Source organism: Nocardia sp. BMG51109 (assembly GCF_000526215.1).
GTDB lineage: Bacteria > Actinomycetota > Actinomycetes > Mycobacteriales > Mycobacteriaceae > Nocardia.
Window position 1 is genome coordinate 5338868 of record NZ_JAFQ01000004.1, and the last position, 16323, is coordinate 5355190.

At 66.5% G+C, this 16323-nt stretch carries 9 protein-coding genes, 3 rRNA genes and 3 pseudogenes; 10 read left to right on the forward strand and 5 right to left on the reverse strand.

Going from position 1 to position 16323, the window contains the following annotated elements; translation table 11 throughout:
• Window positions 1-5: 5 nt before the first annotated feature.
• Window positions 6-349 (reverse strand): annotated as a pseudogene (locus tag D892_RS45615) (hypothetical protein); the annotation flags it as partial.
• A 358-nt stretch (window positions 350-707) separates the two neighbouring features.
• Between D892_RS45615 and D892_RS0125605 the strand changes: the two are divergent.
• From D892_RS0125605 to D892_RS0125640, 7 genes and pseudogenes are all read left to right on the forward strand, one after another.
• Window positions 708-1376, forward strand: coding sequence for a FadR/GntR family transcriptional regulator (locus D892_RS0125605; protein WP_024803967.1), 669 nt, complete (start codon window positions 708-710; stop codon window positions 1374-1376).
• Between the two features lie 257 nt (window positions 1377-1633).
• A complete protein-coding gene (gene tyrS / locus D892_RS0125615) occupies window positions 1634-2917 on the forward strand; it encodes a tyrosine--tRNA ligase (protein ID WP_024803969.1) in 1284 nt (427 codons plus the stop codon).
• 518 nt (window positions 2918-3435) lie between these two features.
• Window positions 3436-4952 (forward strand): 16S ribosomal RNA (locus tag D892_RS0125620).
• 329 nt (window positions 4953-5281) lie between these two features.
• Window positions 5282-8390, forward strand: a 23S ribosomal RNA gene (locus tag D892_RS0125625).
• 104 nt (window positions 8391-8494) lie between these two features.
• Window positions 8495-8611: ribosomal RNA gene (rrf, locus tag D892_RS0125630) — 5S ribosomal RNA — on the forward strand.
• Together the 16S, 23S and 5S rRNA genes form the textbook arrangement of a ribosomal RNA operon.
• A gap of 638 nt (window positions 8612-9249) precedes the next feature.
• Window positions 9250-10296: pseudogene (locus D892_RS48780) on the forward strand (hypothetical protein); the annotation flags it as partial.
• 760 nt (window positions 10297-11056) lie between these two features.
• A complete protein-coding gene (locus D892_RS0125640; RefSeq protein WP_024803971.1) occupies window positions 11057-11947 on the forward strand; it encodes an HAD-IIA family hydrolase in 891 nt (296 codons plus the stop codon).
• Between the two features lie 3 nt (window positions 11948-11950).
• Here the strand turns inward: D892_RS0125640 and D892_RS0125645 are convergent, their stop codons facing one another.
• The 4 genes from D892_RS0125645 to D892_RS0125660 all read right to left on the reverse strand — a co-directional run bounded on the left by D892_RS0125645 (window position 11951) and on the right by D892_RS0125660 (window position 14242).
• Complete coding sequence (locus tag D892_RS0125645) at window positions 11951-12394, reverse strand: NUDIX domain-containing protein (RefSeq protein WP_232236169.1); 444 nt, start codon at window positions 12392-12394, stop codon at window positions 11951-11953.
• The gene (locus D892_RS0125650) at window positions 12384-13091 is read right to left on the reverse strand and encodes a YdcF family protein (RefSeq protein ID WP_198036987.1); all 708 of its coding nucleotides are present in this window, start codon (window positions 13089-13091) and stop codon (window positions 12384-12386) included. Before D892_RS0125650 ends, D892_RS0125645 begins: the two co-directional genes overlap by 11 nt.
• A 325-nt stretch (window positions 13092-13416) precedes the next feature.
• On the reverse strand, window positions 13417-13893 hold the full coding sequence (locus tag D892_RS0125655) for an SRPBCC domain-containing protein (protein WP_024803974.1): 477 nt from the start codon (window positions 13891-13893) through the stop codon (window positions 13417-13419).
• Window positions 13883-14242, reverse strand: coding sequence for a helix-turn-helix transcriptional regulator (locus D892_RS0125660; RefSeq protein WP_024803975.1), 360 nt, complete (start codon window positions 14240-14242; stop codon window positions 13883-13885). The genes D892_RS0125655 and D892_RS0125660 overlap by 11 nt, the downstream gene beginning before the upstream one ends.
• A gap of 160 nt (window positions 14243-14402) precedes the next feature.
• Between D892_RS0125660 and D892_RS0125665 the strand changes: the two genes are divergently transcribed.
• From D892_RS0125665 to D892_RS42135, 3 genes and pseudogenes are all read left to right on the forward strand, one after another.
• The gene (locus D892_RS0125665; RefSeq protein WP_084161220.1) at window positions 14403-15032 is read left to right on the forward strand and encodes an AIM24 family protein; all 630 of its coding nucleotides are present in this window, start codon (window positions 14403-14405) and stop codon (window positions 15030-15032) included.
• Window positions 15033-15095: 63 nt separating this feature from the next.
• Window positions 15096-15401, forward strand: a complete 306-nt coding sequence (locus D892_RS0125670; RefSeq protein WP_024803977.1) for a hypothetical protein — start codon at window positions 15096-15098, stop codon at window positions 15399-15401.
• A gap of 1 nt (window position 15402) precedes the next feature.
• Window positions 15403-16161 (forward strand): annotated as a pseudogene (locus D892_RS42135) (TlyA family RNA methyltransferase); the annotation flags it as partial.
• Window positions 16162-16323: the final 162 nt, after the last annotated feature.

Genomic DNA, 16323 nt, shown 5'->3' on the forward strand with positions numbered 1-16323 from the left:
AGCGGATGGACCGGCAGGCCGGTGTCGTGCTCGGCCGTCCTGCGGACCTCTCGATATCGGAGAAGTCGATCCGCTGATCCACGCCCTGCGCATGCAGATTCAGCCCGGCGTGGCGATATCGACATTGCCGGTGCGCTGTCCGTTGCCGAACAGGCAGCCCTCCACACGTTGCGCCCCGCCGGTACGGCCGGCTCCGCGCAGGCTGTTCCACTCGCCTCCCACAGCGCGGTCATCTCGTCGCACAGCATCGAAGTCGGCCTGTGAAGCGCCCGGATACCCGCCCTCGATCTCCTGGTAGCCCCACGGCCACCGTCGGTTCGAAGAACCGGCGCTTGCGTGCCGAATCCATCGGCTCGGCCAGGGCCTGATTGCCGTCACGCAGGCCGACCGGCACCCACAGCGGCGCCTCGGTGATCCGGTCGGCCGGTCACTGCCGATCGACCGACGGTACCGAAACTCGTTCGTAGACATCGCGATAGCGGTGCGATGACATGACGGACGAGCGCCGGCGATGCCAGGAGAGGGGAGCAGCGGACATTCGCCGTTGGTTTCGCGTCGGGGAGATAGCCGGCGCAGCCCGGCAACGCGTGGGCGGGGTGCCGGTCGATCAGGTCCCGCCGTGGCGACCGAGGAGAAGCAGACCCGGTCCCCTGTGGCCTAGACTCGCGGGCGAGAACTCCTCAGACAAGTAGAGAGGTGGCAGGGTCTTGCCGCACGTACAGAGGCATCCGCTGGCCGCCCAGGCCGCAGAAGTACTCCTGGGGCGGATCCGCGCCGGCGAATGGCCGCTCGGCCACAAGCTGCCGGGGGAGACCACCCTGGCCACCCAGCTGGGGGTCGGCCGCTCGACCCTGCGGGAGGCCGTCCGCGAGCTGTCGGGCAGGGGCGTACTCGAAAGCCGCCAGGGCGCAGGCGTTTTCGTTACGGCGCTGGAGGCGGCCGAGGACTGGGACACGGTGCTGCGCCGGGCCGGCATCGTCACGGTCGTCGAGGCCCGCATCGCGATCGAGGCCGAGTCCGCGGCGCTGGCCGCGCACCGGCGCACCCCGGCCGATCTCCGGGCGATGGGGCGCGCCCTGGCGGCGCGCGCCGAGGCCGTCGGCTCGGTCGAGGACCTCGTCGACGCCGATACGGCATTCCATCGGACGGTCGTCACGGCCGCCCACAACGACGTGCTCACCGGCATGTTCGATGCCTTCGTCCCGCGCTCGCGGCACGCCATGATCGATATGCTCCGGCTGCGCCCGCTGAGCGACGAGGCGGCCGACCACCGGGCGCACGAGGTGCTGCTGAACGCCGTGCGGGCCCGCGACGCCGCGTCCGCGGCGGCCGCGAGCCGGGTGCACCTGACTTCCTTGATAGCCGCGTTCACCTGATCGAAGGCAGGGTTCTGGCACGGATCATGACCGCCATCGCCCACCCCGCCCTTCCTCGGCAGATTCGCAACAGTGTGGCCCGGCAGCGGGGCATCCGCACCGCCTGCCGACATCGGTCCGCCGCCCCGGGTCCCGCGCCACCGGACCGGGGCGGGGCGGCCGTCGGTGTTCCCCGGGATCTCCGGCCCGGACTCGGCGACAACCGGTGACGGACCTGTGCACCGGGGCCGCCGAAGCGTGCGGAAAGATAGGACGGCGTGAGCGTCGACATCATCGATGAACTGACCTGGCGTGGACTGATCGCACAGTCCACCGATCCCGACGCGCTGCGCGCCGAGCTGGCAGGGAGGCCCCTCACCCTCTACGCCGGCTTCGACCCGACCGCGGCCAGCCTGCACGCCGGGCACCTGATCCCGTTGCTGACGCTGCAGCGTTTCCAGCGGGCCGGGCACCGGCCGATCGTCCTGGCCGGCGGCGCCACCGGTCTGATCGGAGATCCGCGGGACGTCGGCGAGCGGGTGATGAACTCGACCGACACCGTGGCCGAATGGGCGGGCCGGATCCGCGGCCAGCTCGAGCGGTTCGTGGCGCTCGACGACTCGCCCACCGGCGCGATCATCGTGAACAACATGGACTGGACCGGACCGCTGACGGCCGTCGACTTCCTGCGCGATGTCGGCAAGCACTTCTCGGTGAACGTCATGCTGGCCCGCGACACCGTGAAGCGCCGTCTGGACGGCGAGGGCATGTCCTACACCGAGTTCAGCTACATGCTGTTGCAGGCCAACGACTTCGTGCAGCTCCGCCGCCGGCACGACTGCCGGCTCCAGGTCGGCGGGTCCGATCAGTGGGGCAACATCATCGCCGGCGTCGAGCTGAACCGGCGGCTGGACGGCGAGCACGTGCACGCGCTCACCACACCGCTGGTGACCAACTCCGACGGCCAGAAGTTCGGCAAGTCCACCGGCGGCGGCAGCCTGTGGCTGGACCCGGAGATGACCAGCCCGTACGCCTGGTACCAGTACTTCGTCAACACCGCTGACGCGGATGTCGTCCGCTACCTGCGGTGGTTCACCTTCCTCGACCGCGAGGAGCTGAGCGAACTGGAGCGCGCGACCGAGGAGCGGCCGCACGCCCGGGAGGCGCAGCGCAGGCTGGCCGCCGAGATGACGACGCTGGTACACGGCGAGGCCGACACTCGCGCCGTGCAGCTGGCCAGCCAGGCCCTGTTCGGGCGCGGCGACCTGCACGAACTCGATGAGTCGACGCTCGCCGCAGCGCTGTCGGAGGCTGCGGGAGAGGCCGGACCGGCGGAGGTGCCCGAGGGGTCGACCATCGTCGATCTCCTGGTGTCCTCGGGCCTGTCGGACAGCCGGGGCGCGGCCCGCCGCGCGGTGAACGAGGGCGGCGCCTCGGTGAACAACACCCGCATCTCCGATCCGGACTGGACCCCCGCCGATTCCGACTACCTGCACGGACACTGGCTGGTGCTGCGGCGCGGGAAGAAGAACTTCGCCGGCGCGCGCCGGGGCGGGCGCTGAAGATCGTCATGACCTGAGTCACACCGATGTCATTCAGGTCGGTGACGGAGTCCTTCCTCGTCCGCTGACCTGCATGGACGCCGATCGTCGTGGCGATTTGACGATCCGTTATCCGGCACGTAACTTATTCCACGTCGCCGCGACACGGACGCCGACCCGGAGCCGCAAGGCCCGGGACACGAGGTCGGACGGAAGCGTGTGACATCAAGTCTGGCCGCTCCAGATCCGAGGTTGACTCGGAGGGTGCGAGTGGATAGGCTGGGAAAGTTGCCTCCAAACAAGGCCGACGTTGTCGGCTGAGTTGGAGTGCGTGTGTTCTTTGAGAACTCAATAGTGTGTCGATGAATGTCAGTGCCAAATGTTTTTGGTTCCTGTTCTCATACCCCCGTGTGAGGGCAGGGCATTTTTGTCAGCTTTGATTCCGGCTGGCGTTTTTATGGTTAGGTTTTCGGACTCTGGTTCGAGAGTTACTTCCGATTGTGCCCCCTTTCTTTTGGTGGGGGTGTGGTTGAGAGTCTTCAACGGAGAGTTTGATCCTGGCTCAGGACGAACGCTGGCGGCGTGCTTAACACATGCAAGTCGAACGATGAAGCCTTCGGGTGGATTAGTGGCGAACGGGTGAGTAACACGTGGGTGATCTGCCTCGTACTCTGGGATAAGCCTGGGAAACTGGGTCTAATACCGGATAGGACCGTGCCTCGCATGGGGTGTGGTGGAAAGATTTATCGGTGCGAGATGGGCCCGCGGCCTATCAGCTTGTTGGTGGGGTAATGGCCTACCAAGGCGACGACGGGTAGCCGGCCTGAGAGGGCGACCGGCCACACTGGGACTGAGACACGGCCCAGACTCCTACGGGAGGCAGCAGTGGGGAATATTGCACAATGGGCGGAAGCCTGATGCAGCGACGCCGCGTGCGGGATGACGGCCTTCGGGTTGTAAACCGCTTTCGACAGGGACGAAGGGGAACTGACGGTACCTGTAGAAGAAGCACCGGCCAACTACGTGCCAGCAGCCGCGGTAATACGTAGGGTGCGAGCGTTGTCCGGAATTACTGGGCGTAAAGAGCTTGTAGGCGGTTCGTCGCGTCGATCGTGAAAACGTGTAGCTCAACTGCACGCTTGCGGTCGATACGGGCGGGCTAGAGTACTGCAGGGGAGACTGGAATTCCTGGTGTAGCGGTGAAATGCGCAGATATCAGGAGGAACACCGGTGGCGAAGGCGGGTCTCTGGGCAGTAACTGACGCTGAGAAGCGAAAGCGTGGGTAGCGAACAGGATTAGATACCCTGGTAGTCCACGCCGTAAACGGTGGGCGCTAGGTGTGGGGTTCCTTCCACGGGCTCCGTGCCGTAGCCAACGCATTAAGCGCCCCGCCTGGGGAGTACGGCCGCAAGGCTAAAACTCAAAGGAATTGACGGGGGCCCGCACAAGCGGCGGAGCATGTGGATTAATTCGATGCAACGCGAAGAACCTTACCTGGGTTTGACATACACCAGAAAGCTGCAGAGATGTGGCCCCCCTTGTGGTTGGTGTACAGGTGGTGCATGGCTGTCGTCAGCTCGTGTCGTGAGATGTTGGGTTAAGTCCCGCAACGAGCGCAACCCTTGTCCCGTGTTGCCAGCAAGTCGTGTTGGGGACTCGCGGGAGACTGCCGGGGTCAACTCGGAGGAAGGTGGGGACGACGTCAAGTCATCATGCCCCTTATGTCCAGGGCTTCACACATGCTACAATGGCTGGTACAGAGGGTTGCGATACCGTGAGGTGGAGCGAATCCCTTAAAGCCGGTCTCAGTTCGGATCGGGGTCTGCAACTCGACCCCGTGAAGTTGGAGTCGCTAGTAATCGCAGATCAGCAACGCTGCGGTGAATACGTTCCCGGGCCTTGTACACACCGCCCGTCACGTCATGAAAGTCGGTAACACCCGAAGCCGGTGGCCTAACCCCTTGTGGGAGGGAGCTGTCGAAGGTGGGATCGGCGATTGGGACGAAGTCGTAACAAGGTAGCCGTACCGGAAGGTGCGGCTGGATCACCTCCTTTCTAAGGAGCATTCTCCAGTGAGGCTTCCGCGTCGGTGGGAGTTCTTCTGGCAGAGGCCATTACGGGAGCATGTGTCTTCCGGTGGTTGCTCATGGGTGGAACGCTGACATGTGCCTCGCGAGGGGTTGGTCCTGAGTGGCCGGCCGGTGGGGATGTAGTCGACACACTGTTGGGTCCTGAGGGAACACGCGGTGTTTCTTCTAGGCAAAAAATGGATCCGGAGGGATTTCCTGGATACCGCTGGTGGCTGTGGGCTGCTGGTTGGTCCGGGTTGGGGTTTCTCCGGGTGTGTTGTTTGAGAACTGCACAGTGGACGCGAGCATCTTTGTTTGTAAGTGTGTAAGAGCGTTCGGTGGATGCCTTGGCACCAGGAGCCGATGAAGGACGTGGGAGGCTGCGATATGCCTCGGGGAGCTGTCAACCGAGCTGAGATCCGAGGATTTCCGAATGGGGAAACCCAGCACGAGTGATGTCGTGTTACCCGCATCTGAATGTATAGGGTGTGTGGAGGGAACGCGGGGAAGTGAAACATCTCAGTACCCGCAGGAAGAGAAAACAATTGTGATTCCGTGAGTAGTGGCGAGCGAAAGCGGATGAGGCTAAACCATGCGGATGTGATAGACGGCAGTCGTTGTCCGTGTGGGGTCGTGGGAACATTCTTCTTGCTACTGCCGTGGTGAGCGAGAGTCAGAAAACAAGCTGTTAGCTGAATTGGTCTGGGATGGCCGACCGTAGAGGGTGAGAGTCCTGTAGGTGAAAACAGTTTGTCTCTTGTGGATGTCTCCCGAGTAGCAGCGGGCCCGTGGAATCTGCTGTGAATCTGCCGGGACCACCCGGTAAGCCTGAATACTACCTGGTGACCGATAGCGGACTAGTACCGTGAGGGAAAGGTGAAAAGTACCCCGGGAGGGGAGTGAAATAGTACCTGAAACCGGGCGCTTACAATCCGTCAGAGCTCACTTGTTGGGTGATGGCGTGCCTTTTGAAGAATGAGCCTGCGAGTCATTGGTGTGTGGCGAGGTTAACCCGTGTGGGGGAGCCGTAGCGAAAGCGAGTCCGAAGAGGGCGGTGGAGTCGCATGTCATGGACCCGAAGCGGAGTGATCTACCCATGGCCAGGGTGAAGCAGCAGTAAGATGTTGTGGAGGCCCGAACCCACTTAGGTTGAAAACTGAGGGGATGAGTTGTGGGTAGGGGTGAAAGGCCAATCAAACTCTGTGATAGCTGGTTCTCCCCGAAATGCATTTAGGTGCAGCGTTGCGTGTTTCACACCGGAGGTAGAGCTACTGGGTGGCCTAGGGGGCCTACAAGCTTACTGAAGTCAGCCAAACTCCGAATGCTGGTGTGTGAGAGCGTGGCAGTGAGACTGCGGGGGATAAGCTTCGTGGTCGAGAGGGAAACAGCCCGGATCGCCGGCTAAGGCCCCTAAGCGTGTACTAAGTGGAAAAGGATGTGGGATCGCTGAGACAACCAGGAGGTTGGCTTAGAAGCAGCCATCCTTGAAAGAGTGCGTAATAGCTCACTGGTCAAGTGGTCCTGCGCCGACAATGTAGCGGGGCTCAAGTACACCGCCGAAGCCGCGGCACTCAGTCATATGATCGCCTTCGGGCTAGTCGGCTGGGTGGGTAGGGGAGCGTCCTGCAGCCAGGGAAGCGCCGGAGTGATCCAGGTGTGGAGGCTGTGGGAGTGAGAATGCAGGCATGAGTAGCGAAAGACGAGTGAGAAACTCGTCCGCCGGATGACCAAGGGTTCCTGGGCCAGGTTATTCCGCCCAGGGTGAGTCGGGACCTAAGGCGAGGCCGACAGGCGTAGTCGATGGACAACGGGTTGATATTCCCGTACCCGTGTATCCGCGCCCAATGGCGAATCAGCTGTGCTAACCGTCCTGAACTGGCGGGATCTCCTTCGGGGGACCCAAGAGGGATGCACGGGATCCTGGTTGTAGTAGTCAAGCGATGGGGTGACGCAGGAAGGTAGCTGGGCCCGGTGGTGGATTACCGGGTGTAAGCCTGTAGCCCGTGACATAGGCAAATCCGTGTCACATGGAGGGTGAGAGGTGATGCGTAGCCGGTTGAGGTGAATTCAGTGATCCTATGCTGTCGAGAAAAGCCTCTAGTGAGTTGGTACACGGCCCGTACCCTAAACCGACACAGGTGGTCAGGTAGAGAATACTAAGGCGATCGAGCGAACTGTGGTGAAGGAACTCGGCAAAATGCCTCCGTAACTTCGGGAGAAGGAGGGCCCGTTCTGGTGAACCGTCTTGCACGGGGAGCTGGGGTGGGTCGCAGAGACCAGAGAGAAGCGACTGTTTACTAAAAACACAGGTCCGTGCGAAGTCGTAAGACGAGGTATACGGACTGACGCCTGCCCGGTGCCGGAAGGTTAAGAGGACCGGTTAACGGATTTGTTCCGTGAAGCTGAGAATTTAAGCCCCGGTAAACGGCGGTGGTAACTATAACCATCCTAAGGTAGCGAAATTCCTTGTCGGGTAAGTTCCGACCTGCACGAATGGCGTAACGACTTCTCTGCTGTCTCCACCATAGGCTCGGCGAAATTGCATTACGAGTAAAGATGCTCGTTACGCGCGGCAGGACGAAAAGACCCCGGGACCTTCACTATAGCTTGGTATTGGTGTTCGGTACGGTTTGTGTAGGATAGGTGGGAGACTGTGAAGCTTGGACGCTAGTTCGGGTGGAGTCGTCGTTGAAATACCACTCTGGTCGTATTGGGCTTCTAACCTCGGGCCGTGATCCGGTTCAGGGACAGTGCCTGGTGGGTAGTTTAACTGGGGCGGTTGCCTCCTAAAGGGTAACGGAGGCGCCCAAAGGTTCCCTCGGCCTGGTTGGTAATCAGGTGTTGAGTGTAAGTGCACAAGGGAGCTTGACTGTGAGACGGACGTGTCGAGCAGGGACGAAAGTCGGGACTAGTGATCCGGCACCGGCGTGTGGAAGCGGTGTCGCTCAACGGATAAAAGGTACCCCGGGGATAACAGGCTGATCTTCCCCAAGAGTCCATATCGACGGGATGGTTTGGCACCTCGATGTCGGCTCGTCGCATCCTGGGGCTGGAGTTGGTCCCAAGGGTTGGGCTGTTCGCCCATTAAAGCGGCACGCGAGCTGGGTTTAGAACGTCGTGAGACAGTTCGGTCTCTATCCGCCGCGCGCGTGAGAAACTTGAGGAAGGCTGTCCCTAGTACGAGAGGACCGGGACGGACGAACCTCTGGTGTGCCAGTTGTTCCGCCAGGAGCATGGCTGGTTGGCTACGTTCGGGAGGGATAACCGCTGAAAGCATCTAAGCGGGAAGCCTGTTCCAAGATGAGGTTTCTTTCCCCCTTCGAGGGGTTAAGGTCCCCAAGAGATGATTGGGTTGATAGGCCGGAGCTGGAAGCCCTGTGAGGGGTGTAGGTGACCGGTACTAATAGGCCGAGGGCTTATGAACGAAGGTGCTACGCGTCCACTGTGCGGTGTTCTGAAACAACACACCACACCCCCGCCTGCTCGGCAGAGCGTGTGGATGGTGGGTGGTGGATAGTTTCATAGTGTTACGGTGGTTATAGCGGTGGGGAAACGCCCGGTCCCATTCCGAACCCGGAAGCTAAGCTCGCCTGCGCCGATGGTACTGCACTCGACTGGGTGTGGGAGAGTAGGTCACCGCCGGAACATCTTTCCCGAGAAGGGGGCCCGTTACCGGGCCCCCTTCTCGCCGTTTCAGGGCTGTGCCGAGTGCCGGGTCGTTCGTCCGCACGTGTTTCAATTTCCGTAGGCGAACCGGACCCGAGGTCGGCACATCGTGCCTCGGCCGAGACCGAGCAAGAACAGAGAAAGGGATCACCGTGTCGGAGCAGAACGACGGTCGGAAGCCCTTCCGCCGTAGCGGCGGGTCCGCCCAGGGAGCCGGCTCCGGTGACGGGGGCGGCGACCGGCCGGGCGGCTTCCGGCGCGGTTCCGGCGGCGGCTTCCGTCGCGACGGTGGTCAGCAAGGCCGCGAGCCGGGCCGCGGAGAGCGCGGCGGTGGCGGGTTCGACCGCGGTGGTGGCGAAGACCGGGGCGGCTTCCGAGGAGAGGGTCGCCGCGGTGGCGAGAACCGCGGTGGCGAGAACCGCGGTGGTTACGGCCGTGGGGACGATCGCCGCGGCGGATCGGATCGCTCCTACGGTAAGGGCCCGGGCGGCTTCGGCGAGAGAGACGATCGCCGTGCCGGATCGGACCGCCCGTACGGCAACGACCGCGGCGGTTCCGGCGGTGGGGACGATCGTCGGGCCGGTGCGGATCGGCCGTACGGCAAGGACCGCGGCGGTGTCGGCCGTGGGGACGATCGTCGCGGCGGTCCGGGCCGCTCGTTCGATGATCGGCGTGGCGCCGGCCGACGAGACGCCGAGCGCGGTGGCCCGGGGCGTTCGGACGACGCTGGTCGCGGCGGATCCGGCCGGGGAGAATTCGGGCGGCCGTTCGACGCGGCCGGCCGGCCGGACCGGAGTGAGTCCGATCGCGGGGGCTTTCGGCGCGGACACGATCGTCGTCCGGCCGGTGCCGATGGTGAGTCCCGTGCCGACGGTGAATTCCGAAGGGGCGGTGCGGAACCGAACCGGGCGCGCGACGAGGCCGCGGGTCCGGAGCGTCGCCGCGGAGGCGAGGGCGCGCAGGCGTCGGGTGGTCGTGGCGCCGACCGTCGCGCGGCACGCCCGGACGAGCCGGCGTTGCCCGACGACGTGGAGGCCGGGGAACTCGAGCCGGCGGTCCGGCGCGATCTGGTCAGCCTGGACAAGAACAACGCCGAGGCGGTCGCCCGCCACCTCGTGATGGCGGCGCGTCTGCTGGACGACGATCCGGCGCTGGCGCTCGCACATGCGCGGGCGGCCCGGCAGCGGGCCGGTCGCATCGCGGTGGTGCGGGAGACCGCCGGTGTCATCGCGTATCACGCGGGCGAGTGGGCGGAGGCGCTCTCGGAGCTGCGGACGGCGCGCCGGATGTCCGGAGGTGCCGGGCTGCTGGCGGTGATGGCCGACTGCGAGCGCGGCCTGGGGCGGCCGGAGCGGGCGATCGAGCTGGGCCGGAGCGACGAGGCCCGGCAGCTGCGCGGGGACGAGGCGACCGAGCTACGGATCGTGGTGGCGGGCGCCCGGATGGATCTCGGCCAGCACGACCAGGCCGTGGTGACGTTGCAGACGTCGGAACTGGATCCCTCGCGGACGGGTTCGGCGTCCGCGCGTCTGTTCTACGCCTATGCCGAGGCGCTGCTGGCGGCCGGTCGCGCCGACGAGGCACTGATCTGGTTCCTCAACGCCGCGTCCGCCGATCTCGACGCGGAAACCGACGCCGAGGAGCGGGCGGACGAATTGGCCGGTGGAACAACAACGTTCACCGACCACGAGGAGGTCCTTCCGGAAGAGGAGACAGGCCGGCCCGACACGAGCCGAGACGGCGGCGCCGATCGGGGGAGCGACGACGCCGGTGGACAAGACCTGCAATAGCTTCGCCGACGAGTGCGGGGCATGGCAGTCCGGAGCGATGATGCCGACTGTGCGGCGGTGATGAGGTCCCCGTGGAGTGGCTTTCGCCGGAAGCAACCCGGCCACAATCCTCGCGGAGACCGGGTCGCCGGATCGGCGGTGCGGGCAGTGCGGCGGGCGAGGACGGCGGTGGAGAATACTGGCGGTGGCTTGGCCGACGAGTGCGGGTATGGCGGTGCGGATCGATGGTGCAGGCTGTGATGGGGCCCGGTGGGGTGGTTTCGCCGGAGGAAGCCTGGACACGGTCCTCGCGGAGACCGTGTCGCCGGGATCGGCGGTGCCGGTAGTGCGGCGGGCGAGGACGGTGGTGGGGAATACTGGCGGTGGCTTCGTCGGCGGAGCATGGGCCCGGCCGTCGCGGAGACCGTGTCTTGGACGTCGCCCGGGCGCCGGACAGATCGATGGGCATGACGTCGCGGAGCGGTGTGGCGATCGACGAAGCCGTCCGCGGAGATCAGGAGTAGCACGGTGCGGGAAACGCGAGTGGTGACCGTCGCCGTGCCGCATCGACCGCTCGGTGTGCGATCGGACTTCGGCGGCAGTGGACGGTAGGACAAGGGAACGGGTGCCCGGCGCCCGGGGTAGGTGGAGCGACGTGACGCGGTTGAGAGATGGATACGGTGCGCTGCTGCTGGATCTGGACGGCACGCTGTACCGCGGGAACGATGTCATTCCCGGTGCGCCGGAGGTGCTTTCGGGTGCCGGTTCCCAGGCGCTGGTCTACGTCACCAACAACGCCAGCCGGTCGGCCGCGACGGTCGCGGGGCATCTGGCCGAATTGGGTTTCGCCGCAACCGAGAACGACGTCGTGACCAGCGCCCAGGCGGCGGCGCACGTGCTGGCCGACCGGCTGCGCCCGGAGGCGACGGTGCTGGTCGTCGGTACCGACGATCTGGCCGCCGAGATCGAACGGGTCGGTCTGCGCGCGATCCGCCGCTTCGGCGAGGTGTCGCCGGATGCCGTGGTACAGGGGCATTCGCCGCAGACCGCCTGGCCGGATCTTGCCGAGGCGGCCTACGCGCTGCGCGCCGGCGCGCTGTGGGTGGCCGCGAACACCGATGCCACCCTGCCGAACGAGCGCGGATTCGCGCCCGGAAACGGCTCGATGGTGGCTGCCCTGCGCGCGGCTACCGACCTCGAGCCGATCGTGGCCGGTAAGCCCTACGCCCCGCTGCTGGAGGATGCGCTGGACCGGGCCGGTACGCGCGGTGCGCTGGTCGTCGGCGATCGCCTCGACACCGATATCGACGGTGCGCACTGCGTCGGACTTCCGTCGCTGATGGTCCTCACCGGCGTCAGCACTCTGGCGGACCTCCGTAAGCAACCCCCGGACCGGTTGCCCACGTATGTGTCCGACTCGCTGGATGCGCTGAATCACCCTGTGCTGGAGGCTGATCCGATCAGTACCGACGAGGGAGATTTCGCCGACCGGCTGACCGGGCTGGTGCGGCGGCATCCCGGCCGCGCGATTCCGGTCGCGGGCTGAGCCCTACTCCACCAACCGGCCCAGCAGTGCGCCCTGCCCGGACTGCAGGACATGGCCGTTCGCCAGCGGGATCCAGAAACATTCGAACCGGGTCGGCTCGCCCTCCCCGTCGTGGTCTTCCCGGCTGAACCAGCGCTCGGGGGTGTCCTCGTGCAGTGCGAGCTCGAATATCCGGCGATGCTGGATCTCGAAGCGGTACGGGCTGACGTCGTAATGGGTGTCACCGAGCTTGCGGACGACCGTGAAATCGGTCAGCCCCGTTTCCTCCCGCGCCTCTCGTAGCGCCGCGACTTCCGGTGCCTCGCCTGCGCGGATGCTGCCCGCCGGAACCTGGACGCCCACCTCCTCCCACGGGACGTCCCGGTGCCGGAAGACGAGGAGGCGGCTGTCGCGCACGATGTAGCACAACACCTTCGAGACGACCGGCCTACCGATGTCACTGCTCACGGAAACCACTGTGCCGGACCACCGGCGGCGGCTGTCTCGATGTGCGCCGGGCGAGCACACCCATGGCCACCGCGCCCGCCCGGCGGCGGGCGATGGCGGCCAGTTCGTGGGCCGCGGTGGGGACCTTGAGCCACCATCGTTCGCCGAAGCGGTAATCGGCCGCGGGAGCGAGGCGGGCGGCCAGGTCGGGGCGCTGGAGTAGCAGGTAGCGGCGGGCGCGGGCGGCGTGCATGGGGTCGGAGGCGATCTTGATGCGGTCGGCGTGCTCGATCAGGGGCGCGCTGTATTCGATGTTCTGCCAAGTGCTTTCGGCCTTGGTCTCGGTGACGATGCGACTCTCCGGAACGCCGAGCACGGCGCTCGTGTAGCGGGCCATCACCTCGGCCTCGGGCCGGTCGCGGCGGACGGGCCCGCCGGTGAAGACCAGGATGCCGGCGCGGTCGGGGTTCAGGGAGCGGACGGCGATCCGGCAGCGCCAGCGCTGTAGCGGATGCGTGGTGCCGTCGTGCCGGGCCGGGAAACCCAGCACCACGACGGCTTCGGATCCGCCGGGAGACGCGGCGGGCGCCCCGGGATCCAGGTACTGCCGGGAGGCCCGCCGGCTCAGCCACTCGGCCGTGGCGACGGCGGTGACGAACGCCGTCCCCACGGCGGTCGCCGACCACCGCCCGGCCGTTCGTAATCGATCACCTCGCACGGGACACATTCTGCCAATCCGGGCCCGGTATCGGACGGCGGTGCACCGCGTGGCGGCCTCCGCCGACCGGGCCCGCGACACGGGCGGCGAGGGGCGCACGGGGAAACTCCTTGCGGATAATCCTGCGGGCAACGGGCGGGTGGCGTCCATCGCCGACCCGGTTCGGCATCGCGGGCGCGGGTGACACCGCGCGCGGATGACGACGGGCACACGGGAGTGTTCGTCGCGGATCGCCCGGCGGTCTATGGGCCGGTTGGTTCGCTGCCGGGCGAAGAACCGGACCGCGTCGCCTGCGGCGTGCGGGGGGCGGCTTCACCGGTGCGTGTCATGCCCGGACCGTGCTCTCGGCGAACTCCGCGAGTTGGTCGGCGACCGTTCCCCATCCCTGCGCGAATCCGAGGTCCTCGTGGCGGGCCCGCGCGGTGGGGTCGCCGTGCCGGACGAGGACGCGGTAGTCGGTGCCGTCGGGATGGTCTCGCAGGGTGATCTCGGCGGTCATCGACACCGGGACGGGTGCGGCCGGCCGCCAGTCGCTGTCCAGGGCGTTGGTGAACACCAGGCGTTCGTACTCCTCGACCACCAGGAAGCAGGCGTCCAGGTGCGGGACGAACGTTTCGCCGTCCTCGCTCATCATGGTCACGAACGCACCCGCGGGGCGGACCTCGAGCCGTTCGACGCGGCATCGGATCGGCGCGGGAATCCACCACCGGGCCAGGTCGGCCGCGTCGGTCCAGGCGTTCCACACGCGGGTGCGGGGCGCGCGGATGATCCGGTTCAGCGTGAGGTCGAGGTCAGGGTTCATCGGGGGTCTCCTTGGTCGTGGTGAGGAATTGTTCGAGGCGGTCGGTGCGGGCTTCCCAGATCCGTCGCTGTTCGGCCAGCCAGTCGTCGACCCGGCCGAGCCGTTCGGGATCGAGTTCGCACCAGCGCACCCGGCCGCTCTTGGACGTCCGGATCAGCCCACTCGCCTCCAGGGCGCGAATGTGCTTCAGGAACGAGGGCAGCGTGATCGGCGCCGACTCGGCCAGCTCGCCGACACTGGCCGGGCCGGAGCCCAGCCGACGGATCACCGCGCGGCGAGACGGGTCCGCCAGGGCGGCGAACACTCCGTCCAACGTCTCCGAGTCCAACGTCTCCGAACACTTAGCCATATGGCAAAGTATTAGTCGCGATTCGCCCGAGCGCAAGCCCTGGTTGTGCCTGCGGCCCCGCCACTGTGCCTGCGGCCCCGGCGGCGGACGTCGTCCGGGGTGCTGCCTTCTGAAGCGATGTCGAAGAGGTGTGCCGGACAGCAGGTTCCGCGTGCCGTGAATGCCGCGACAACCGACGCGGGCGGTCGGTGGCGTCGCCGGCATGCACATCGAGCCGCGACGGCACTCCTTCTCCACCGTGGTGCGGTGTGTCCTGGCGGGTCGGGAAGCGATGCGGGTGGATCCGGAGGCGGTCCGTGCGTGTTCGGCGGAGGTCACGGTGCGCCCCGGCGACGCACCCGAACCGGCCCGGCGGTCGTTCCGGGAGGTCCTCCGCGACGGCCCGCCGGTTCCGCGTGCCCGGCCGCTCGGCATGATCACCGAGGTGTCCGGGCAGGGCGGCTGGCTCGAGCTGGCCCCGCCTTCCCCGGTGACGGGCAGCCGCTCGAGATCGGCAGGGGCCGTTCGTATGTCGTCGAGGAGCACTGCTGGCTCGGGCACGACCGCGGGGTGGAGACACCGGCCGATGCCGGACACCGTCCGGGGACGGATCTTCTCCGGGCACGGGCACGTCGTGATCGGCGCGTCCGGTGGTGCGGAGGTCGTCGATCTCGCACGGGGGCAATCGTTTACGGCCGACGTCGGCTACGTGGTCGCCTACGACTCGGTGACGAACTACAGCATGCGCACGGTGTCCTGCGGGATTCGCCGGCCTGGCGGCGGTTGCTCGCTGGTTCCGCGCGACTCCTGAACCGGTCGCAAAACGTGTCAGAACGTGTGTGCGAATGTGAACTCCGGTAGCGTTGTCGGCACCATGAGTAACCCGACGTCTCGTCCGCACGACTCCGGATCGCACGGGCCCCGGCCCGGTATTCCGCTGCCCGGCCAGCACCTGGCGGGTGCGAATCCGGCGGAGTTCGCCGACCCGGAACAGGTGCGCGCGGAGATCGACGCCCTGCTGTCGGAACTGTCTGCCGGAGCGCGCCGTTCGGACCCGATGGGCTCGCCGCCGACCGCCGAATCGGCACAGGCCGGCACCGATATCACCCGGCGCGCCCGCATCCTGGAGCAGGCGCACGAGGTACTGGTCCAGGCGCTGGCGACGGTGGACAAGATCTGAGTTGGCCAAGCGCGCGCGGGTGGACGCCGAACTGGTTCGCCGCGGGTTGGCGCGATCGCGGGAGCACGCGGTCGAGCTGATCGGTGCGGGCCGCGTCCTGATCAACGGTGCGGTCGCGTCGAAACCGGCGACGGCCGTGGCGGCCGATACGCCGCTGCTGGTGCGCGAGGAGCCCGACGAGGTGCGCTGGGCCTCGCGCGGTGCGCACAAGCTGCTGGGTGCGCTGGCGGCGTTCGAACCCGAGGGTGTGGCCGTCGCGGGGCGGCGCTGCCTCGATGCCGGGGCCTCGACCGGCGGATTCACCGATGTGCTGCTCGCGCGCGGCGCGCGGGAGGTGGTGGCCGTGGATGTCGGCTACGGCCAGCTGGTCTGGCGGCTGCGCACCGACGAGCGGGTGCGGGTGCACGACCGCACCAATGTGCGCGCCCTGGAGTCCGGGCAGATCGGCGGCACGGTCGACCTGGTGGTGGCCGATCTGTCGTTCATCTCGCTCGCGCTGGTGCTGCCGGCGCTGGCGCGCTGCTGTGCGCCGGGCGCCGACCTGCTGCCCATGGTGAAACCGCAGTTCGAGGTCGGCAAGCGGCGAGTAGGCTCCGGCGGCGTGGTGCGTGATCCGGAATTGCGGGCCGAGGCGGTGCGCGAGGTGGCGGCCGCGGCCGCCGGCCTCGGGCTGCGCACGCGCGGTGCGGTCGCCAGCCCTCTGCCCGGGCCGTCCGGGAATGTCGAGTACTTCCTGTGGTTGCGCAAGGAGCAAGACGGCGAAAAGAGCACCGTTGCGGAGCGCGAAGTCGGCACCGTGGCGGAGCGCGAAAAGAGCACCGTTGCGGAGCGCGAAGTCGGCACCGTGGCGGAGCGCGAAAAAAGCACCGTTGCGGAGCGCGAAGATGGCACCGTGGCAGGGCGCGACGTGAACCTGGTGATG